This window comes from Achromobacter sp. EB05, from assembly GCF_044232075.1.
GTDB classification, from domain to species: domain Bacteria; phylum Pseudomonadota; class Gammaproteobacteria; order Burkholderiales; family Burkholderiaceae_B; genus Achromobacter; species Achromobacter dolens.
The window spans coordinates 5,247,050-5,268,358 of record NZ_CP155917.1; the positions used below are offsets into that span (position 1 = coordinate 5,247,050).

15 protein-coding genes are annotated in these 21,309 nt (G+C 71.2%); 10 read left to right on the forward strand and 5 right to left on the reverse strand.

The annotated features are described in order from the left end of the window. Positions 1–28: 28 nt before the first annotated feature. From pdeM to AAID08_RS24055, 5 genes are all read right to left on the reverse strand, one after another. Positions 29–691 (reverse strand): ligase-associated DNA damage response endonuclease PdeM, encoded by a 663-nt coding sequence (gene pdeM / locus AAID08_RS24035; protein WP_395756975.1) that lies wholly within the window; start codon positions 689–691, stop codon positions 29–31. After that, entirely contained in the window at positions 675–3,131 is a 2,457-nt protein-coding gene (locus AAID08_RS24040) for a ligase-associated DNA damage response DEXH box helicase (RefSeq protein WP_395756976.1), read from the reverse strand. Before AAID08_RS24040 ends, pdeM begins: the two co-directional genes overlap by 17 nt. Continuing rightward, on the reverse strand, positions 3,128–4,732 hold the full coding sequence (locus AAID08_RS24045) for an ATP-dependent DNA ligase (RefSeq protein WP_336234873.1): 1,605 nt from the start codon (positions 4,730–4,732) through the stop codon (positions 3,128–3,130). The genes AAID08_RS24040 and AAID08_RS24045 overlap by 4 nt, the downstream gene beginning before the upstream one ends. A 48-nt stretch (positions 4,733–4,780) precedes the next feature. After that, positions 4,781–5,785: a ligase-associated DNA damage response exonuclease gene (locus AAID08_RS24050; protein WP_054500796.1), complete on the reverse strand. Its 1,005-nt coding sequence runs from the start codon at positions 5,783–5,785 to the stop codon at positions 4,781–4,783. Positions 5,786–5,886: 101 nt separating this feature from the next. Further along, positions 5,887–7,524: an ABC transporter ATP-binding protein gene (locus AAID08_RS24055; protein WP_144655450.1), complete on the reverse strand. Its 1,638-nt coding sequence runs from the start codon at positions 7,522–7,524 to the stop codon at positions 5,887–5,889. Positions 7,525–7,691: 167 nt separating this feature from the next. On the opposite strand from AAID08_RS24055, the gene AAID08_RS24060 reads away from it, so the two are divergent. The 10 genes from AAID08_RS24060 (at position 7,692) to blaOXA (ending at position 21,299) form a co-directional block, all read left to right on the forward strand. Continuing rightward, positions 7,692–9,749 (forward strand): PIG-L family deacetylase, encoded by a 2,058-nt coding sequence (locus AAID08_RS24060; RefSeq protein WP_240806434.1) that lies wholly within the window; start codon positions 7,692–7,694, stop codon positions 9,747–9,749. A gap of 17 nt (positions 9,750–9,766) precedes the next feature. After that, the gene (locus AAID08_RS24065) at positions 9,767–10,618 is read left to right on the forward strand and encodes a hypothetical protein (RefSeq protein ID WP_054500793.1); all 852 of its coding nucleotides are present in this window, start codon (positions 9,767–9,769) and stop codon (positions 10,616–10,618) included. Between the two features lie 202 nt (positions 10,619–10,820). Then, on the forward strand, positions 10,821–12,962 hold the full coding sequence (locus AAID08_RS24070; RefSeq protein ID WP_395756977.1) for a hydantoinase/oxoprolinase family protein: 2,142 nt from the start codon (positions 10,821–10,823) through the stop codon (positions 12,960–12,962). Beyond that, positions 12,959–14,656 carry a hydantoinase B/oxoprolinase family protein gene (locus AAID08_RS24075; protein ID WP_343718567.1) on the forward strand — a complete coding sequence of 566 codons (1,698 nt, stop codon included), beginning with the start codon at positions 12,959–12,961 and terminating at the stop codon, positions 14,654–14,656. The genes AAID08_RS24070 and AAID08_RS24075 overlap by 4 nt, the downstream gene beginning before the upstream one ends. Before the next feature lie 65 nt (positions 14,657–14,721). Next, a complete protein-coding gene (locus AAID08_RS24080) occupies positions 14,722–16,308 on the forward strand; it encodes an ABC transporter substrate-binding protein (protein ID WP_054500790.1) in 1,587 nt (528 codons plus the stop codon). Beyond that, the gene (locus AAID08_RS24085; RefSeq protein ID WP_054500789.1) at positions 16,305–17,288 is read left to right on the forward strand and encodes an ABC transporter permease; all 984 of its coding nucleotides are present in this window, start codon (positions 16,305–16,307) and stop codon (positions 17,286–17,288) included. Before AAID08_RS24080 ends, AAID08_RS24085 begins: the two co-directional genes overlap by 4 nt. A gap of 22 nt (positions 17,289–17,310) precedes the next feature. Further along, positions 17,311–18,195: an ABC transporter permease gene (locus AAID08_RS24090; protein ID WP_175167127.1), complete on the forward strand. Its 885-nt coding sequence runs from the start codon at positions 17,311–17,313 to the stop codon at positions 18,193–18,195. Between the two features lie 142 nt (positions 18,196–18,337). Then, the gene (locus tag AAID08_RS24095; RefSeq protein ID WP_054500787.1) at positions 18,338–18,727 is read left to right on the forward strand and encodes a BlaI/MecI/CopY family transcriptional regulator; all 390 of its coding nucleotides are present in this window, start codon (positions 18,338–18,340) and stop codon (positions 18,725–18,727) included. Beyond that, on the forward strand, positions 18,724–20,433 hold the full coding sequence (locus AAID08_RS24100) for a M56 family metallopeptidase (RefSeq protein WP_336234865.1): 1,710 nt from the start codon (positions 18,724–18,726) through the stop codon (positions 20,431–20,433). Before AAID08_RS24095 ends, AAID08_RS24100 begins: the two co-directional genes overlap by 4 nt. A gap of 38 nt (positions 20,434–20,471) precedes the next feature. Then, on the forward strand, positions 20,472–21,299 hold the full coding sequence (blaOXA, locus tag AAID08_RS24105; protein WP_175167125.1) for an OXA-364 family class D beta-lactamase: 828 nt from the start codon (positions 20,472–20,474) through the stop codon (positions 21,297–21,299). The last annotated feature ends 10 nt before the right edge of the window (positions 21,300–21,309 follow it).

Consider the following 21,309-nt stretch of genomic DNA (forward strand, 5'->3'; position numbering starts at 1 on the left):
CCCCTTGGCGATTCCTTGTCCGGCGCCCTCATCGCGCGCGTGCGCCGACCTCGATCGCGACGCCTTCCACGCAGGCGACGACGCGCCCGTCGTCGCGATCGGCCGGATAGCCGCCGGTGAAGTCCGAAAAGGCCGGCAGGATCGTGAGACCGGAACGCAGCCAGAACGCCGGCCAACTGCGCGGCACGCCGCGCACGGATGTCTTCGGATGCATGTGGCCGGCGATGACGTGCCGGCCGTCTGGGTCCGCCCGCGGGACATGGCTGAACAGGAACGGGCCGTCAATGTGCGTCTCGCCCAACTGCCGCACGCCGAACGCCGGGCCATCCAGGGCGCGGTCATGATTGCCCGCCAGCACCGCGACATCCAGCGCCGCATGGTCACGCCGCCACGCCATCCAGGTATCGCGCCACCCCGCCTGCCCGGCGGGCCCGTGCAACAGGTCGCCCACGATCCACAGCTCGCGGGCAGCGGTGCGCGCGATCACATCCGCCAGGCGATCCAGGTCGCCGCGCGTGGCGCCGCTGGGCACCGCGATGCCCGCGCGCCGGAACACATGGCTCTTGCCCAGGTGCAGGTCGGCGATCACCAGGCGCGAACGCGCCGGCCAGAACAGGGCACGGGTTCCCAACAGCCACAGGGGCTCGCCGCCCAGCAACGCCTGCAACGCGCCGTCAGGCAAGGCGCTCATAGCGCTTCTCCAGTTGCTGCGCGGCGCGCCTGACGCGCGCCTGCCAGGTTTCGGTGCTGAGTTGCCCGCGCATGCTTTCGGTCCACAGCGGGAACGACAGGGGCGTCAGCGCGCGCGGTTCGCACAGCGCCAGTTCGCGCCGCTGGCAGTCGTGCAACGCCGCCAGCAGGCGCGGCGCCTCCAGTTGCAATTCGAACACCTCGCGCTCGGCTTGCGCCAGCAGCAGGTGGTCCGGATCGTAGCGGCGCAGCACATCGTAGAGCAGCCCGCTGGAGGCCTGCACCTGCCGCAGCGAGCGTGCCGCCTGGCCGGGCAATGAAGGCGTCAACAGGCCCGCCACGCGCGCGATCTCGCGGAACTGGCGGCGCGCCATTTCGCCCAGGTTGACGCCGTCGCGCAGGTCTTCGGCCATGTGTTCGGGGCTGAGCAACTGGCGCAGCAGCGCCGCGTCCAGCGCGGCCGGCTCGGCCAGCGTCAGCATCAGCCCGTAGTCGTTGACCGTATAGGAGATCGTGTTGGCCTGCCGCCGGCCCCAGCGCAGCGCGATCATTGCCGCGATGCCTTCGTGCACGGCGCGGCCGGCGAACGGAAACAGGAACAGATGCATGCCGCGCCGCGTGCCGATGCGTTCTGCCACCAGCCGCCCCCGGTCCGGCAATGCGCTGGCCTGCGCCTGGATCCGCAGCAGCGGCGCGACGGCGCGCATCTCCGGATGCGTGCCGGGATGCGAATACAGGCTTTCCACTTCGCTGGCCAGTTGCGTCGACAGGGGCATGCGCCCGCCCTGCCAGGTGGCCACCGGGCCATCGCCGCCCTTGGCGCGGCGCACATAGGCCACCATGCCTTCCAGCCGCACCAGTTCCAGCGTGCGGCCGGCGAACTGGAAGCGGTCGCCACGCCGCAGGCGCGCCAGGAAGCCTTCCTCCACCGAGCCCAGGCTGCCCCCGCGCAGGTATTTGACGGCCACGGCGCCGTCGGCGGTGATGGTGCCGATGGACAAACGATGGCGGAACGCGACGCGCCGGTCGTGCACGCGATAGCGGCCGTCGTCGTCGCGCACCACGCGTTGATAGTCCGGATACTTGGCCAGCGCGCGGCCGCCCTGCACGATGAAGTCCAGCACCGCCTGCCAGGTGGCGCGATCGAGCGCGGCATAGGCATGCGTGCCGCGCACTTCCTGGTACAGCGCGTCGGCGTCGAAGCCGCCGCCCAGCGCCAGCGTGACGGCATGCTGGGCCAGCACGTCCAGGCTGCCGACCGGCGGCGGCCGGGATTCGATCTCGCCGCGCGCGATGGCCTGCCGGGCGGCGGCGTACTCGATCAGTTCGAGCGCCTGCGCCGGCACGCACACCACGTTGCCGGACTCGCCCGGCCGATGGCGGGCGCGGCCGGCGCGTTGCAGCAGGCGCGCCACGCCCTTGGGGCTGCCGATCTGCAGCACCTGGTCCACCGCCGGAAAATCCACGCCCAGGTCCAGGCTGGAGGTGGCCACCACGCAGCGCATCGTCCCGTCGCGCAGGCCCTGCTCCACCGCCGCGCGCAGCTTGGGATCGAGCGAGCCGTGATGCAGCGCCAGGGTGCCCGGGGCCTCTGGCCAGATCGATTCCAGCGCGCGATGCCAGAGCTCGGCCTGCGCGCGGGTGTTGGTGAACAGCAGGGTCGCGCGCACGTCGAACAGGCGCTTGAAGACCCGTTCGAGCTGCGACAGTCCCAGGTGTCCCGCCCACGGCAGGGCGCGGCTGCGCTCGGGCAACAGGGTCGATATCTGTATCTTGCGCGGCCGCGCGCCCGACACCAGGGCGCTGTCGGGCGCATGCGGCAGCAGCACCGCGCGGGCCTGGTCCAGGTTGCCCAGCGTGGCCGACAGGCCCCAGGTGCGGGCGCCGGGCGACAGGCAGCGCAGGCGCGCCAGGCACAACTGCAGCAGCACGCCGCGCTTGTTGCCCAGCAGCTCGTGCCATTCGTCCACCACGATGCCGCGCAGGGCGCGAAAGCGCTGCGACGCATCGGCGTAGGACAGCAGCAGCGCCAGGGACTCGGGCGTGATGACCAGCACATCCGCCTTGCCCTGGCGCGCCAGGCGCTTGTCGCGCGCGCTGGCGTCGCCGGTGCGCAGCGCCACCGTCCACGCCAGGCCCAGCTCGGCCGCTGTCTGTGCCAGGGCGCGCGTGGTGTCGGCGGCCAGCGCCCGCAACGGCGTCACCCACAGCACGCGCGGCCCCTCGCCCGCCGCCGCGCGCGCCGGCGCCGGATCGGCCAGCGCCTCCAGCAGCGGGCCGCCGAATGCGGCCAGCGTCTTGCCGCTGCCGGTGGGCGTATGCAGCAGGCCGGATTCGCCGGCCAGATAGCGCCGCCAGGTTTCGCGCTGGAACGCGGCGGGCTTCCAGCCGCGCGCCGCAAACCACGCCAGCAAGGGGCCGTCCCGCCGCGCGGCGCTCATCGCGCCAGGGCCTTCAGGGTATCGAGCCGGTCGGCCTGGTCGGCGCGCTTGTCGTGACGCCAGCGCAGGATGCGCGGAAAGCGCACCGCCACGCCGGACTTGTGCCGTTTGGACAGGTTGACGCCCTCGAAGCCCAGCTCGAACACCTGCACCGGGTCGACCGAGCGCACCGGGCCGAAGCGCTCGCGCGTGTGGGCGCGCAGCCAGCGGTCCAGTTCAAGGATCTCCTTGTCGTCCAGGCCCGAGTAGGCCTTGGCGATGGGCACCAGCGCGTCGCCGTCCCATACGCCGAAGGTGTAATCGGTGTAGAGCGTGCTGCGGCGGCCGTGGCCGGACTGCGCATACAGCAGCACCGCGTCGATGGTGAGCGGATCGATCTTCCACTTCCACCAGTCGCCGCGCCGCCGGCCGCTCTGGTAGGGCGCGCCGCGGCGCTTGAGCATGAAGCCCTCCACGCCGCGCTCGCGCGATTGCGCGCGCAGCACGTGGGCTTCGTCCCAGCTCGCCGGCGCCACCAGCGGCGACAGTCCCAGGCGCGGGTCGGCGCGCTCGCGCAGCAGCGCTTCCAGCCGCGCGCGGCGCGCGGCCTGCGGCTCGTCGCGCAGATCGGCGCCGTCCAGCTCCAGCAGGTCGTAGGCGAGCAGCCGCACCGGCGCCTCAGCCAGCCACTTGGGTCCGGGCTTGAGCCGCTGGATGCGTGTCTGCAGGGCCGAGAACGGCATGGGATCGACGCTGTCTTCCTGCCAGGCCAGCAGTTCGCCGTCGACGACGCAGTCCACCGCCAAGGCGGCCGCGGCCGCTTCGACTTCCGGAAAGCGGCCGTCCAGGCGCTCTTCGCCGCGCGACCACAGCGCCACCTCGCCGCGCCGCCGGATCAGTTGCGCGCGGATGCCGTCCCACTTCCACTCCAGCAGCCAGTCGTCGATCGGCCCCAGCAGCGCCGGGTCGCCTTCGAGCGGCGAGGCCAGGAAAAAGGGATAGGGCTGCTGGCGGTCGCCGGGCAGTTCGTCGGCGCTGAGCAGGTCGCGCAGGAACGCGGGGCTGGGCGACCATGCGCCCAGCATGCGCTGCGCGATGCGGGCGATGGGCACGCCCGACAACTCCGCCAGCGCCTGCTGCACCATGCGTTGCGACACGCCGACGCGCAGCGCGCCGGTCAGCAGCTTGTTGAAGACCAGGCGCTCGATGTAGGACAGCCCCAGCCAGGCCGCGACGATGACTTCGCGGCGCTCGGCCTCGTCGCGGTTGGCGACCGGCACCAGGATCTCCTCGATCCAATCGGCCAGGCCGCGCTCGGGCGCGGCGGTGCGCGGGTCGGGCACCAGCAGCGCCAGCGTCTCGGCCAGGTCGCCGACCTGGTCGTAGCAGGCGTCCACCAGCCAGGGCGCGGTATCGGAGGCGGTCGCGGCCCAGGCGCGCAACTCGCCGACGGCGGCGATCTTGCGGCGCGCGCTGGTGATCTTACCGCCCGCCAGCAGGTACAAGGCCCAGGCCGCGTCGCGCGGCGGCGCATCGCGGAAGTACGCCACCAGCGCCGCGCGCTTGTCCAAGGTGGCGGTGCTGCGGTCCAGTTCCTGATACAACGCCGCGAATCGCTTCATTCCTGGATCCGTTCCCCTGTCGCTACGAAAATGGCGCGGCGCGCCGTGCTAGTCGTCTTCGCCATATTGCGTGGCCAGCGTCTCGGCGGCGATGCCCGATTCATTCAACGTGCGCACCAGCGCGTCGGTGTCGCCATGCGTGGCGATGACGCGGCGCGCGCCCGTCTGGCGGATCGTGCGCAGCAGGTCGGGCCAGTCGGCGTGGTCAGAAACGACGAAGCCCCGGTCCATGTTGCGCCGGCGCCGGTTGCCGCGCAACCGCATCCAGCCAGACGCGAAACCGTGCTGCGCCTTGCGGAAGCGCCGCAGCCACGCGCTGCCGGCCGCCGACGGCGGCGCCAGCACCAGCTCGCCAGCAAATCCCGTGCCCGCGGCCGCCGGCGCGCCGTCCGCCTCGATGACCAGGCGCGTGTCGGGCAGCGCGATGCCGGCCTCGCGGTAGACGTCCACGCCCGCGGCAATCGCGCCATGCAGGTAGACGGGCCGGTCGACGAACGGCATCAACTCGGCCAGCACCCGCTGCGCCTTGCCCAGCGCGTAGCAGTAGAGAATGGCCGCCTCGCCGCGCGCGGCGCAATGGTCGCGCCACTGCACGATGTCGCGCGCCACTTCCGCGGTGTCCGGCCAGCGATAGATCGGCAGGCCGAAGGTGGCTTCGGTGATGAAGGTGTCGCACGGCACCACCTCGAACGGCGCACAGGTGGGATCGGGCTGCCGCTTGTAGTCGCCCGACACGACCCAGACCTGGCCGTCAACTTCGATGCGCACTTGCGCGGAGCCCAGCACGTGGCCCGCGGAATGCAGCGAAACCCGCGCCCGGCCCAGCGTGAACGGCTCGCCGTAGGCGTGGGCGCGGTAATCCTGTTCGCGCAGGCGCCATTGCAGGATCGGCAGGCCTTCGGCGCTGGTGTGGTAGCAACCCATGCCGGCGCGCGCGTGGTCGCCATGGCCATGCGTGAGAACGGCGACGTCCACGGGGCGCCAGGGGTCGATGTAGAACTGGCCCGCGGCGCAGTACAGACCCTCCGGACGCAATTGGACGATGTCGGGCATGGGCAATCTCCCGCCGTGGAGGGAGCGTCTCGCGCGAGGCGCGTGAAACGCGGCACGGCATCAGTCGGTTATACCGCGAATGCCGTATCCGGCCAAAGCCGCTATGCTGCCCGCCGCGCGGCGGCCCCGGCGGGATCCCAACCCCGGCCCGGCACCGCCGCCAGCAATGCCTGGGTATAGGAATGCGACGGCTGGCCGAAGACCTCGGCGCAAGGCCCCGCTTCCACCACCTTGCCGTCCTTCATCACCGCGACGTGGTCGCACACCTGCGCCGCGACCCGCAGGTCGTGGGTGATGAACAGGATCGACAGGCCCAGTTGCTCGCGCAGGCGCGCCAGCAGCGCCAGCACCTGGGCCTGGACCGACACGTCCAGCGCCGACACCGGCTCGTCGGCGATCAGTACGCGCGGCCGCATCGCCAGGGCCCGCGCCAGTCCCACGCGCTGGCGCTGTCCGCCCGAGAACTCGTGCGGATAGCGATTGATCGCGTCCGGCGACAGGCCGACCAGTTCGAACAACTCCCGCGCCTGGGCCCAGGCCTCGCGCCGAGGCGCGCCATGCACGATGGGGCCGCGCGCGACGATCTCGCCGACGCGCTGGCGCGGGTTGAGCGAGCCATAGGGGTCCTGGAACACCATCTGCACCCGCCGGGCGTGCGCGCGCCGCGCGGCGGCGCCCTTGAACGCCAGCGGTTCCCCGGCCAGCGTGATGGCGCCGGCATCCGGCGGCAAGAGCCCCAGCAGGGTACGCGCCAGGGTGGATTTGCCCGAACCGCTTTCGCCGACGATGCCGAGCGTGCCGCCTTCGCGCAACGTCAATGACACCCCGTCCAGCGCGTGGGTCACCCGCCCGGGCTGGCCGAACCAGCCGCGCTTGCGATAGGTCTTGGACAATCCGTCCGTGGTGAGAATGGCGGGCTTTTCCGGGGCGCCCGGGGCGCGCGCGGCTGCCGGCGCCAAGGGCGGCACGGCCGCGATCAGGGCCCGGGTATAGGGATGGCGCGGATGCCTGAGCACCTCCTCGGCGCGGCCGCTCTCCACCAGCTCGCCGCGCTGCATGACCGCGACGCGGTCGGCGATCTCCGCCACCACGCCGAAGTCGTGGGTAATGAACAGCACCGCGGTGCCGCGGCGGCGTTGCAGGTCGTGTATCAGGCTCAGGATCTGCGCCTGCGTGGTGACATCGAGCGCCGTGGTCGGCTCGTCGGCGATCAGCAGCGCCGGCTCCAGCGCCAGCGCCATGGCGATCATGGCGCGCTGGCGCTGGCCGCCGGACAGTTCGTGCGGATAGGCGCTGAACGCATGGGCGGGATCAGGCAGGCGCACCGAGTCGAGCAACCCGAGCGTTCGCCGCCGGATTTCGCCGCCTGGCAGGCGCGTGTGGGTGCGGAAGACCTCGCCGATCTGGTCGCCGATGGTGCGCAGCGGATTGAGCGCCGTCATCGGCTCCTGGAAGATCATGCCGATGCGCTGGCCGCGCAGGCGGCGCATGGCGGCCGGGGACAGGCGCAGCAGGTCCTCGCCTTCCCACAGCACCTGCCCGCCGCTGGCGCGCACGCCCTGCGGCAGCAGGCCCAGGATGGCGCCGGCGGTCAGCGATTTCCCGGATCCGCTCTCGCCGACGACGCAAACGATCTCGCCGGCGTTGACGGACAGGGACAGGTCGTGAATCGCGTGGCGCCGGTCGGCGCCCGCCGGCAGGTCGACGGTGAGGTTCTGGATGCGCAGGAGTTCGGTCATGGCGCCGATGCTAAGCCGGCGCGGGGCGATGGCTAACGACAGATCGGCGATTAGCAAATGACCGCAGGCGTGATCCTGCGGGCCGAACTTGCTAAGATGCCCGCAATCGGTGGTTTCATACCCCGGCCTATCGGAGCGACGCCCCTTTGACGCGGACCCTCACGACCTTGCTTTCCTTTTTCGGCCAGGCGCTGCTGCTCGCCTGCCTGGCCTGCTCCGCCGCGTTCGCCGCCCCGCCCACCCTGGCGCAGTGCAATGGCATCAAGGACCTGGCCTTCGTCGCCCACCTGGATGACGACCTGCTGTTCATGAATCCGGACATCGCCTCCAACATCGCGGCGGGCGGCTGCGTGCGGGTGGTCTACCTGACCGCCAGCGATGCCGGCGAGGGCGACACCTACATGCTGGGCCGGGAGCGCGGCGTGCGCGCGGCCTATGCCTACATGGCGCGCCAGCCCGACCTGTGGAAGGAAAGCGCCGGCCATGCGGGCCCGCGCCAGATCGCGCGTTTCACCCTGTCCGGCAATCCGCGCGTGCAACTGTGGCATCTGCGGCTGAAGGACCCGTGGCTGGGCAAGGGCTGGGGCAGCCTCACGCCGCTGAGCCGCACGGAATCGGAACCGGGACAGACGGTGGACACGCTGGGGCCGTATCCGGAGGTCTACTCGCGCGAACAACTGATCGACACCCTGGCCGAACTGATCCGCCAGTACCAGCCGACCACGGTGCGGCACCTGGACGACACCATCAGCGTGCCATACACGCAACTGTGCTGGCGCTGCGCCGGCCACGGGCATCCCGACCATATCGCCAGCGCGCGGCTGGTCCGCGCCGCCATGCTGCGCGCGCCCGGCAACTACGCCGAGACCGGCTACATCGACTACCCCAGCCAGGAACGCGCCAGCAACCTCGCCGACAACGAGATCGCCAGCAAATCGGTGATCTTCCAGCACTACGCCTGGAACGACTATCACTATTGCGCAGGCCCCACCGGCTGCAAGGAGCCCGCCGGGCCCGCGGCCGCCTGGGTGCAGCGCGCGTATTACGTCTCGCGCCAGGACATGCCGCCGCAGATCTATCCGGACGGCCGCAACGGCCTGGTGGTATTCGCCGCCGGCGAGACCAACGCGGCCGCCAACCGCTGGGACGCGGGCCAGCGCCGCTGGCAGAGCCTGGGCGGGCGCACCAGCGGCCCGCTGGTGACATTCGGGCATGCCGACGGCACCGCCGGCCTGATGGCGCGCGATCCGCTGGGCGGCGTGTGGGCCAACAAACAGCGCCACGACGGCACCTGGCAGGGCTGGCAGGCCCTGGCCGGCGTGCGCGTCAGCCAGATCCCGGCCGTGGCGCCGCGCGGCGAGGCCGCCGCGGTGGCGCTCGGCTACGACGGCCTGCTGCACTGGATCGCGCCGTCCGGCATCGACGGCAGTTGGGCGCCGTGGCAGAGCCTGCCGCCCCTGGACGGCGCCACCGGCGCGCCGGCGGTCGTGCGCGGCGATGACGGCCGCTACATCGTGTTCGCATCGGCTGGCGGCGGCCAACTGTTCTACACACGCCAATTGCCGGCGCCCAAGGGCCAACGCCCCGAGTGGCATTCCTGGCGCCGCGTGCAGGCCCCCCAGGCCGCCGGCGGGCTGGCCGCGATCCGCAACCACGAGCACCGCGTCGAACTCTATTTCCGCCAGCGCGCCAACAATCACCTGACGCGGCTGGAAGAAACCGGCGACACCACCGACCTGGACATGGAATGGAGCGCGCCGACCGACCTGGGCGTGCCCTACATCGGCCGGCCCGCCATCGACGCCGATGCGCAGGGCAATGTGATCGTGGCGATCCTGGAACGCGCCGACGGACCGCTCTGGCTGGTGGAGCACGGCAAGCCGGCCAGGCTCGACGCCGAAGCCGCCTCGCCGCCGGCCATCCATCTCATCGACGGCACCTTGTACGTGGTGGCGCGCATGGCCGGTGGCCCGCAGCGCTACCAGGTGCTGTCGCGCCGCGGCGGCGTCTGGGCGGCCACCCTGACGCTGGACGGCCTGCCCGCCGCCGGCGGCGGACCGTTCGCGACCCTGGCCGCGCGGCCCGCCGACCTGCCCAAGCTGGGCGCCAACGACGCCCAGCACACGGTCGTGCTGCGGCCGTCCGCCACCGAACCGGGCACCCTGGCACAAGAAGCGATGCCCACGCAGGCCTCGCGCGCCGCCACGCCCACCCACGTGCAATAAACCAAGAGATCCCCCTCATGATCCGTCATCTGGTCCTTGCCGCGCCGCTGGCGCTGGCCGCCCTGCTCGTCCCCGGCGCCGCGCAGGCCGCCCGTGGCGCCTGCCCGCAGGCCGCGGCTGTCGTGCGCATGGCCTACCCCGAGGCGCCCGCCCCCGACGGCGAAGGCAACCTGCGCCTCGGGCGGGACAATATCGTCATCCGGATCGCCGACGCCGACGACGGCGAACCCTTCGCCGTGACGTGCAAGACCTGGCCGGCCCAGCCTGGCCTTCTGCTGGCGGCGATTCCGCTGATGCAGGACACGCCGAACCAGGACGACGGCCACACCGGCGACCTGCGGATCCTGGTGCTGGACAGCTCCTCCCTGGAAATCCGTCATGACATCCGGCTGCAAGGACTGATGTCGGACGATGCGGTACGCCTGACCAGCGTGTCCTTCGACACCGCCCGCTACGACCTCGCGCCCGGCCGCCGCGCCTTCGGCTTGCGCATCTCGCGCGTCGGCGCCTCGCGCGCCAACCCCTTCGACGAAACCAGCCTGCGCCTGTTCGACATCGGCCCCAAGGGCCTGGCGATGGTGCTCGATGGCTTGTCCGTCGCGCGCTCGAGCGGCGAATGGGACACCAACTGCGCGGGGAGATTCACCAGCCGCGCCGTGACCCTGTCCATGGCCGACACGGTCACGCAGGGATACCGCGACATCGCCACGAGTGAATCGCGCGAGTCGAGCCGGGCGGCCGTGGTGCGCGGCGATTGCGAGGAAAAAGTCGTCGACAAGGGCAAGACGCCGCGCACGCTGAAATTCGACGGCCAGCGCTATCGGATTCCGCAACCATTGCGGTCGATGGACCGCGACGGCGCGGAATAACACGCCCGCCCGACCGATCGGCGATCAGCAGATCGCCGATCGCCAGATTGCCCGGCGCCAAGGCCGGCTGGCACGAAATCCGCATATCGACATGCGAAAAACGTCCTTCTGGCAGCCGCCCTGACTGCTTAGGATCGGTCTTTTGCAAAGCCCGCCTGCCGGCGCTCCGCGAGACCCCTGCGCTTTTTCCTCCCCTGCCCACATGTCCCACTCCCCCTCTGAGTCCGCCTCGACGGCGCCGGTGCGCGTTGCCGTCGACGTCGGCGGCACGTTCACCGATATCGTCCTCGAACAGGAACCACAACGCTGGTCGGCCAAGCTGCTGACCACGCCCGACGCGCCCGAAACCGCGGTGCTGCAAGGCATCGAAGAGCTGCTCGGCCAGGCCGGCCTGGCGTGGCCGCGGGTCGACCTCCTGATCCTGGGCACCACGCTGGCCACCAATGCGCTGATCGAGCGCAAGGGCGCCCGCACCGCGCTGCTGACGACCGCGGGTTTCCGCGACCTGGTCGAGATCGGCCTGGAAGACCGCTTCGCGCAGTACGACATCTTCCTGGACAAGCCCGAACCGCTGGTGCCGCGGCCCTGGCGCTTCGGCGTCACCGAGCGCGTCGATGCGCACGGCCAGGTGCTGACGCCGCTGGACGAGGCCCAGGTGATCGCGCTGGCCGGGGAACTGACCCGCGCCGGCATCGAGAGCGTGGCGGTGTGCCTGCTGCACAGCTACGCCCATCCCGGCCACGAACGCCGCATCCGCGCGCTGCTCAAGCAACACGCGCCGCAGCTTTGGGTGTCGCTGTCTTCCGACGTCTGCGCCGAGATCCGCGAGTATCCGCGCCTGTCCACCGTCAGCGCCAACGCCTACGTGCAGCCGCAGGTGTCCGGCTACCTGCGCCGGCTGAACGACGCGGCGCGCCAACGCGGACTGCGCGACGAGCCGTTCCTGATGACCTCGGGCGGCGCCATCGCCACCTTGCAGACCGGCATCGACGAGCCGGTGCGGCTGGTGGAGTCCGGACCGGCGGGCGGCGCGATCCTGGCCCAACACATCGCCGAACAGACCGGCGCGGCGCGCGCGCTGTCGTTCGACATGGGCGGCACCACGGCCAAGATCTGCTACATCGACGACTTCGAGCCGCAGGTCAGCCGCAGCTTCGAATTCGGCCGCGTGCACCGTCACCTGAAGGGCTCGGGCCTGCCGATCCGCATCCCGGTGATCGAGATGGTGGAGATCGGCGCCGGCGGCGGCTCGATCGCGCGCGTCAACCACCTGGGCGTGGTGCAGGTCGGCCCGGACAGCGCCGGCTCGTCGCCCGGCCCCGCCGCGTATGGCAATGGCGGCGAACTGCCCACCGTCACCGATGCCCACGCGCTGATCGGCACCGTCACGCCGGAACGCTTTGCCGTCGGCAAGGTCAGCCTGCAACCCGAGCGCGCGCGCCATGCCATCGAGACCCACCTGGCGCGCCCCGCCGGGCTGGAAGCGCCGCAGGCCGCCCAGGCCATCATCGAGGTGGTCAGCGAGAACATGGCCAACGCCGCCCGCGTGCATGCTTCCGAGCTGGGCAAGGCGGCCGAGGAACACACCCTGATCGCCTTCGGCGGCGCCGCGCCGCTGCATGCCGCCGGCCTGGCGCGCAAGCTCGGCATCGGCCGCGTCATCATCCCGGAATCGGCTGGCGTGGGGTCGGCCGTGGGCTTCCTGTGGGCGCCGATCGCCTACCAGGCGGTGCGCAGCTTCCACCAGCGCCTGGCCGACATCGACCATGCCGCGGTGCAGCGCCTGCTGGACGAGCTGACCGCCGGGGTCGACACCGTGGTGCGGCGCGCCGCGCCCGAAGCGCCGCTGAGCCACAAGCGGGTGGTCTTCATGCGCTACAGCGGCCAGGGCCACGAGATTGCCGTGGACCTGCCGGACGGCCCCTTCGACGCCGCCGCCAGCGCGCGGCTGGGCGCGGCCTTCGCCGAACGCTATGCCCAACTGTACGGCCGCAGCCTGCCGCACGTGGCGCCCGAGGCCGTCAGTTGGTCGGTCGCCGCCCAGGCCGGCGAGCGCCGCGCGCGGCCGCGTGACCACATCGCCAGAGGCCCGGCCACGGCGGCGCGCCAGGCCGGCACGCGCCGGCTCTACGACTTCGACCGCAACGACTGGATCGAGGTGCCGACCTACGAACGCCAGGCGCTGGACGCCGAGCAGAAGCTGACCGGCCCCGCCCTCGTCGTGGAAGACGAGACCACCACTTTCGTGCCCGCGGGCTTCGAAGCGCGGCGCAGCCGGCTCGGCTCGCTGGTGCTGGACGATATCAAGGCGGCCGCCGCGCGCGCCGCAAAGGACCCCGCATGAGCACCGCGCAACCCACGCCCCAGCAACGCATCCGCTTTCAACTGGCCTGGAATCGCCTGCTGTCGGTAGTGGAGGAACAGGCCCAGGTGCTGATCCGCTCGGCCTTCGGCACCGCCACGCGCGAAGCCGGCGACCTGTCGGCCGGCGTGTTCCTGCCCGACGGCCGCATGATCGCCCAGGCCGTCACCGGCACGCCCGGCCACGTCAACGCCATGGCCGAATCGGTCAAGCACTTTCTCAAGGTGTTCCCGCCGGAGACCCTGAAGGACGGCGACGTGCTGCTGACCAACGATCCGTGGAAGGGCACCGGCCACCTGTTCGATATGACCATGGTGTCGCCGGTGTTCCATGACGGCGCCCTGGTGGCGCTGTTCGCCTCGACCCTGCACGTGATCGACATCGGCGGCATCGGCAGCAGCGCCGACGGCCTGGAGGTCTACCACGAAGGCCTGTTCCTGCCGATCCTGCGCTTCTTCCACCAGCACCAGGTCGACCCGGGCGTGCTGGCCATCATCCGCGCCAATGTGCGCGAACCGGAACAGGTCGAGGGCGACCTGTACGCGCTGGTGGCCTGCAACGACATCGGCGGGCGCCGCCTGAAGTCGCTGTTGACCGAGTTCCAGTTGGGCGACCTGGAATCGCTGGGCGGCTACATCATCGAGCAATCGGCGCGAGCCATGCGCCAGGCCATCGCGCAATGGCCGCAGGGCACCTGGCACAACACGCTGGGGATCGATGGCTACGACGCGCCGATCACGCTGCAGGCGAGCGTGACGGTGCGGGATGGCAAGATCCTGGTGGACTTCGACGGCACTTCGCCCAGCGTGGCGCGCGGCATCAACGTGGTCAAGGCCTATACCGACGCCTACACCTCGTTCGGCATCCGCTGCCTGATCGGCGCCGACGTGCCCAACAACGCCGGCTCGCTGTCGCTGGTGGAAGTGGCCGCGCCCGAAGGCTCGATCCTGAACGCCCGCTTCCCGGCCGCGGTGACGGCGCGCCACATCATCGGCCAGTTGCTGCCCGACGCCGTGTTCGGCGCGCTGCGCCAGGCGCGGCCCGACCAGGTGCCGGCCGAGGGCGCCTCGTCGCTGTGGAACCTGCACCTGGTCGGCGGCGAGCCGCTGGCCGGCGCCACGCAGGATGAACAGCGGGCGTTGCTGGCGGGTCCGCGCTTCAATGCGGTCAGTTTCTCCACCGGCGGCACCGGCGCCCGGCCCGGCAAGGACGGGCTGTCCGTCACTTCGTATCCCAGCGGCGTGCGCAACGTGTCGCTGGAGATCCTGGAAAGCGCCAATCCGCTGGTGTTCGAACAGAAGGAATACCGCGCCGATTCCGGCGGTCCGGGCACGGTGCGCGGCGGCCTCGGCCAGACCATCGTGGTGCGCCACGCGGATCCGCAGGCGGCCATGATCATCGCCGCCGCCTTCGACCGCGTGGTGCATCCGGCCCGCGGCGCGCTTGGCGGGCACGCCGGCGCCGGCGGCGCCCTGGGGCTGGTCGGCGGCGCGAGTCTGCGCGCCAAGGGCCGCCAACTGGTCCCGGCCGGCGAACGCCTGGTGGTGCACACCCCGGGCGGCGGCGGCCTGGGCGACCCGGCCCGCCGCGACGCCGCGCGCGTCGAACGCGACGTGCGCTACGGCCTGGTCAGCGCGGAGCAGGCCGGCAGCGCCTACCAGCACACCGGCACCTGAGCACGTCCCTTCCATCCCGCCCCGGGCGCGCCCCGGGGCCCTCATCATTTCCCTGCCCGACGATCATGAAGCCAACCCGCCGTTCCTTTCTCAGCCTGACCCTTGCCGGCCTGCTGCTGGCCGCCAGCCCGTACACCCACGCAGAACCCGCCCGCGGCGGCACGCTGACGCTGCTGCTGCCGTCCGAACCCACCGCGCTCGTCACCGTGGGCAACGTCGCCACGCCGATCCTGAGCGTCAGCGCCAAGGTCACCGAAGGCCTGCTCAAATACGACTACGACCTGACTCCCGAACCTCAGCTTGCCACCGCCTGGAACATCAGCCCCGACGGCACCGTGTACACCTTCACGCTGCGCCAGGGCGTCAAGTGGCATGACGGCAAGCCGTTCACGGCGGCGGACGTGGCTTTCTCCATCGAGCTGCTCAAGAAGATCCACCCGCGCGGCCGCAACACCTTCGCCAACGTCACCGCCATCGAGACGCCGGACGACCACACCGTGGTGCTGCGCCTGTCCAAGCCGGCGCCCTACCTGATCCGCGCCTTCGTCGCGACCGAAACGCCGATCATCCCCAAGCACATCTACGAAGGCACCGATCCGCTGACCAATCCGGCCACCTCGGCGCCGATCGGCACCGGCCCGTACAAGTTCAAGGAATGGGTGCGCGGCAGCCATATCGTCTACGAGCGCAACCCGGACTACTGGGACAAGCCCAAGCCCTACATCGACCGCCTGATCGTGCGCATCGTCGCCGACCCGGCCGCGGCCGCCATCGCCTTCGAGACCGGCACGGCCGACCTGGGCTACCGCACGCCCGTGCCGCTGGCCGACCTAGCGCGCCTGAAGGCCGTGCCGTCGCTGCGCTTCGAGACCAAGGGCAACAGCTACTCCTACAACGTGACGCGCCTGGAATTCAATCTGGACGATCCGCACTTCAAGAATGAGAAGGTGCGCCAGGCGGTGGCCCACGCCGTCGACCGCAACGTCATCCTGAAGGTGGTGAACTACGGCGTCGGCCAGGTGGCGTATTCGCCCATCGCGCCCGGCCTGAAGACCTACAACGACCCGACGCCCACGCCCTACCCCTTCGATCTCAAGCGCGCCAACGCATTGCTGGACGAGGCCGGCTATCCCAAGGGCGCCGACGGCGTGCGCTTTCGCGTGACGCTGGACTACAACCCGATCGGCGCCGACGGCCCGCGCCTGGCCGACTACCTGCGCACCACGCTGGCGCGCGTCGGCATCGCGGTGACGGTGCGGGCCCAGGACGCCTCGGCCTTCATCAAGCGCGTCTACACCGACCGCGACTTCGCCTTCACCACCAACGGCGCCAGCAACCTGTTCGACCCCACCGTCGGCGTGCAGCGGCTGTACTGGTCGAAGAACTTCATCAAGGGAGTGCCGTTCTCCAATGGCACGCATTACCAGAACCCGAAGGTGGACCAGTTGCTGGAAGCCGCCGCGGTCGAGAACGACCCGGCCCGCCGCGTGCAGCTTTTCAAGGAGTTCCAGCAGATCGTGGCGCGCGAGGTCCCCGACCTGAACCTGTACCAGCCGGAATTCATCACCATCGCCAACCAGCGCGTGCATGACCACTCGCTGACGGCCGACGGCGTCGAGTCCAATCTGGCCGACGTCTATCTGCAGCCATGACGGCGCATCGTTCATTGCGGGTCCTGGGACGGTCGCTGCTGCAAGCGGTGCCGACCGTCATCGGCGTCGTGCTGCTCAGTTTCTTCCTGCTGCAGGCGGTGCCTGGCGATGCCGCCGACGTGATCGCGGCGGAGTCCGGTTCGGCCACCGAGGCCAGCATGGCTGCGCTGCGCAGCCACTTCGGGCTGGACCAGCCGGTGCTGCAACAACTGGGCGCCTATCTGCGGGACCTGGCCACGCTCAACCTGGGCGTGTCGCCGCGCTACAACCTGCCGGTGTCGGAGCTGATCTTCAGCCGGTTGGGCAACACCGTGCTGCTGATGGGCAGCGCGTTGGCGTGCGCGCTGGCGGCCGGCATCGCATTGGGCGCGGTCATGGCCAGCTTTGCCGGCCGCTGGCTCGACCGCGTGCTGTCGCTGGCGGCGCTGCTGCTGTATTCCACGCCCGGCTTCTGGCTCGGGCTGATGGCCATCATCCTGCTCTCGGTCAAGCTGGGCTGGCTGCCGCCCGGCGGCGTATCCACCATCGGCTCGGGCGCCACGGGCTGGGCTCACGCGCTGGACGTGGCGCGCCACCTGGTGCTGCCGACACTGGCGCTGACCGGCTTCTACGTGGCCATCTTCGCCCGTCTCACGCGCGCCTCGATGCTCGAGGTGAACCGCCAGGACTTCGTCCGCACCGCCCACGCCAAGGGCCTGACGCCGCGCGCGGTAGCGCTGCGTCACGTGCTGCGCAACGCGCTCATCCCGGTCACCACCGTGGCCGGCCTGAACGTCGGCACGCTGCTGGGCGGCGCCGTGGTGGTGGAGACGGTGTTCAGTTGGCCCGGCCTGGGCCGCCTGGCCTACGAGTCCGTGATGGCGCGCGACTTCGTGGTGCTGCTGGGCATCCTGGTGCTGTCGTCGCTGCTGGTGATCCTGGCCAACATCCTCGTCGACCTGCTGCAGACCTTGCTCGACCCGCGCATCCGCGTGCGCTGACTCCTTCATTTCCCGACTCGCCATGACCGCTCAATCCGCTTCCGCGCCGGCGCCCAGCGCTCCTCTGCCCCGCCTGCGCCGCGGCGCGCTGGGCCGCCTGCTGGCCAACCCGGCCGCCGTGGCCGGCGCGCTGCTGCTGCTCTTGATCCTGCTGGCCGCGGCCACCGCGCCGTGGATCTTTCCGCACGATCCGCTCGACATGGTCGGGCCGCCCATTCTGTGGCCCGGGCAGGACCATGAATTCTGGCTCGGCACCGACACCATGGGCCGCGACGTGGCCGCCGGCCTGGCGCATGGCGCGCGAGTGTCGCTCACGGTGGGCGTCACCGCGGCGCTGCTGAGCCTGGTGATCGGCATCGCCATCGGCGCGGCGGCCGGCTACTTCGGCGGCTGGGTCGACGTGGCGCTGATGCGCGTGACCGAGCTGCTGCAGACCATCCCCGCCTTTTTGCTGGTGGTGGTGATCGTGGCGATCGCCCGCCCCTCGGTGACGGTGATCGCGCTGTCCATCGGGGTCGCCTCCTGGCCCGTGGTGGCGCGGCTGGTGCGGGCCGAGTTCCGCACCCTGCGCGAATCCGAATTCGTGCAGGCGGCGCGCAGCCTGGGTTTCAGCCACGCCCGCATCGCCCTGCTCGAAATCCTGCCCAATGCGCTGCCGCCGGTGATCGTGACCACCTCGGTCCTGGTGGCCAACGCCATCCTGATGGAATCGGCGCTGTCGTTCATGAACATGGGCGATCCCAACGCGGTGTCGTGGGGCAGCATGATCGGCGACGCCCGCGAGATGCTGCGCACGGCCTGGTACCTGGCGGCGCTGCCGGGCGTGTCCATCATCCTGACGGTGCTGTCGCTGAACCTGCTGGGCGACGCATTGAACGACGCGTTCAATCCCCGGCTGTCGCGCTGAAGCCTTGCCGGCCCGGCGCATCGGTGGCGGGTCGGTGGCTAAAGAAGCGAAAGGAGCGAAAGGAGCCGCGAAAGAAGCGGAAGTAGACAAACTTTTCTAGAACATTTATTCTAGATCGACTTTTTGTCGACTTCCCCGCTTCATGACCGTCTCCCCTTCCGCCACCGCCAAGCCCACCAGCGCCGAACTCGACGTGTTGCAGGCGCTCTGGGAAACCGGTCCCGCCACCGTCAAGCAGGTCCACGCCGCGATGGCCGCCGGGCGCGACGGCCTGACCTACGCCAACGTGCTGCGGCTGATGCAGATCATGCACGGCAAGGGCCTGCTGACGCGCGACGAAAGCGAACGCTCGCACGTCTACGCCGCCGCCCAGAGCCAGAAGGCGACCCAGGGCGGCCTCATCAAGGACCTGATCGGCAAGGCCTTCGCCGGCTCCGGCAAGGCGCTGGTGCTGGCCGCGCTGCGCGAAGGCCACGTCAGCAAAAAGGAACGCGCGGAAATCGAAGCCCTGCTGCGCGACGACAAGCTGTGACCGACTTCCTGCTCGCCACGGCCTGGACCCTCGGCGGCAGCCTGCCGGCGCTGGCCTGGAAAATCCTGTGCCTGCACGCCGCCACGCTGGCGCTGCTGACGCTGACGCGCCCCCACGATGCCCGGCTGCGCTACCTGCTGCTGGGCGCGGCGCTGTTCGCCGGCGTGGGCATCGGCGTGGCCGACGTGGCGCTCGCCTGGCGCGGCCCGCCGGCCCCGCTGCCCGCCGCGGCCGCGCCCACGGCGGAAACGACCGCCACGGCCTGGCCGCTATGGCTGGCGCTGGCCTGGCTGGCCGGCAGCGCGCTGGCGGCGCTGCGGCTGCTGTTCGGACTGGGCTGGTTGCGCGGCGTGCTGCGCGCCAGCCAGCCCTGGCAGGATCCCGCCTGGCAGGCGCGCGTGGCGGACATGGCGCGCCGCCTGCGGCTGTCGCGGGCGGTCGGCCTGCGCGTGGCGCGCAACCTGTCCACGCCGGTCACCGCCGGCTGGCTCAAGCCGGTGATCCTGGTGCCGGCCTCGCTCGTCACCGGCATGCCGGCGGACCTGCTGGCCGCGCTGCTGGCGCATGAGCTGGCCCACGTGCGGCGCCACGATTACCTGGTGAACCTGCTGCAGCACGCGGCCGAGGTGCTGTTGTTCTTCCATCCGTCGATCTGGTGGCTGTCGCGCCGCCTGCGGATCGAACGCGAGCGCATCGCCGACCAGATGGCCGCGGCGCTGATCGGCGGTCCCATGCCGCTGGCGCGGGCCCTCCACGCCCTGGAGCGCGCCAACGAAGCGCCGGCGCCGGTGGCGCCCGCCGCGCGCGACGGCGACCTGCTCGACCGCATCCGCCGCCTGGTCCGACCCGACACGCTCGCCGCCCGCCGCGCGGTGGCCCTGCCCGTGCTGGCCATGTCGTGCGCGTTGGCAGGGTTTGGCGCCTGGTCGGCGCTGACGACGGGGCCGGCGCAGCCGCTGTCCGCGCAGGAGGCGCAACGCCTCATGGCGCGGCTGCCCGCGGTCCAGGCGCTGATCTCGGCCAGCGGCGCCTCCCACGTACTGGTGCAGGACACCCGCTCCGGCGCCACCCTGCTCGGCCGCGCCGAGAACGAGGCCGTGCCGATCGCCTCGCTGACCAAGCTGATGACCGCCATGGTGGTGCTGGACACCGCGCCGGACCTGTCGCGCGCCATCCGCATCGATGAGCGCGACGCGCGCGCCACCGCCGCGGGCGCCGCCTCGCCGCTGCCGGTGGGCGCCAGCGTGACGCTGGACACGCTGCTCAGGCTGGCGCTGATGGCCTCGGACAACCGCGCCGCCCACGCCCTGGCCCGCACCTATCCAGGTGGCGAGGCGGCCTTCGCCCAGGCCCTGCGGCGCAAGACCGCGGCGCTGCATCTGGAACACACCACGCTGGAAGAGCCGACCGGCCTGTCGCCCGCCAATCGCGCCAGCGCCGCCGACGTCGGCCGCATCGTCAGCGCGGCCGCCGCGTATCCGCAGATCGCGCGCGACACCACCACCCCCGCCGAGACGGTGCACGCCGCCGGCGACTCGCTGCGCTATCGCAACACCAATCCGCTGGTCGGCGCGCAAGGCTGGGACATCCGCCTGTCCAAGACCGGCGCCTCGACCGAGGCCGGACGCTGCCTGGCCATGCGGATCCACATCGACGACCGCGACCTGACGCTGGTCCTGCTCGACGGCCGCGCCGACCGCGCCTGAACGCACCTTCCGTTTTTCCCCACCACGCTTCATCGATCATGCCCCTCCGACTCCCTCTGCGCGCCCTGGGCGCGGCCCTGTCCCTGTTCGCGCTGGCCGGCGCCCCCGCCCGCGCGGCGGTTTTGTGCACCGTGGTGGCCGACGCGGCCGACGGCCGCATCGTGTTCCAGCAAGGCACGCAGGCGGCCTGCGCCGAGCGCTACACGCCCGCCTCGACCTTCAAGCTGCCGATCGCGCTGATGGGCGCGGACGCGGGCATCCTGCAAGGCGCGCACGCGCCAGTCTGGAACTACCAGCCGGGCTACCCCGACTGGGGCGGCGACGCCTGGCGCCAGCCGACGGACCCGGCGCGCTGGATCAAGTATTCGGTGGTCTGGTACTCACAACTGACCGCCCGGGCGCTGGGGCAGGAGCGCTTCCAGCGCTACGCCTCGGCCTTCCAGTACGGCAACGAGGACGTCTCGGGCGAGCCCGGCAAGCACAACGGCCTGGACGGCGCGTGGATCAACTCGTCGCTGCGCATTTCGCCGCTGGAGCAACTGGCGTTCCTGCGCAAGCTGGTCAACCGCCAATTGCCGCTCAAGCCCGCGGCCTACGATCTGGCCGAGACGCTGTTCGACGCCGGCGAGGCCGGCGGCTGGCGCCTGTATGGCAAGACCGGCACCGGCTCGCCGGGCAGCAACGGCGTCTACACGCCGGACAACGCCTACGGCTGGTTCGTCGGCTGGGCGCGCAAGGACGGCCGCCAACTGGTGTTCGCCCGCCTGCTGCAGGACGAGAAAGCGACCCGGCCCAATGCCGGCCTGCGCGCCCGCGACGAGCTGTTGCGCGAGTGGCCAGCCATGGCCGACGCGCCCCGCCAGTAGGCCGGCGCCG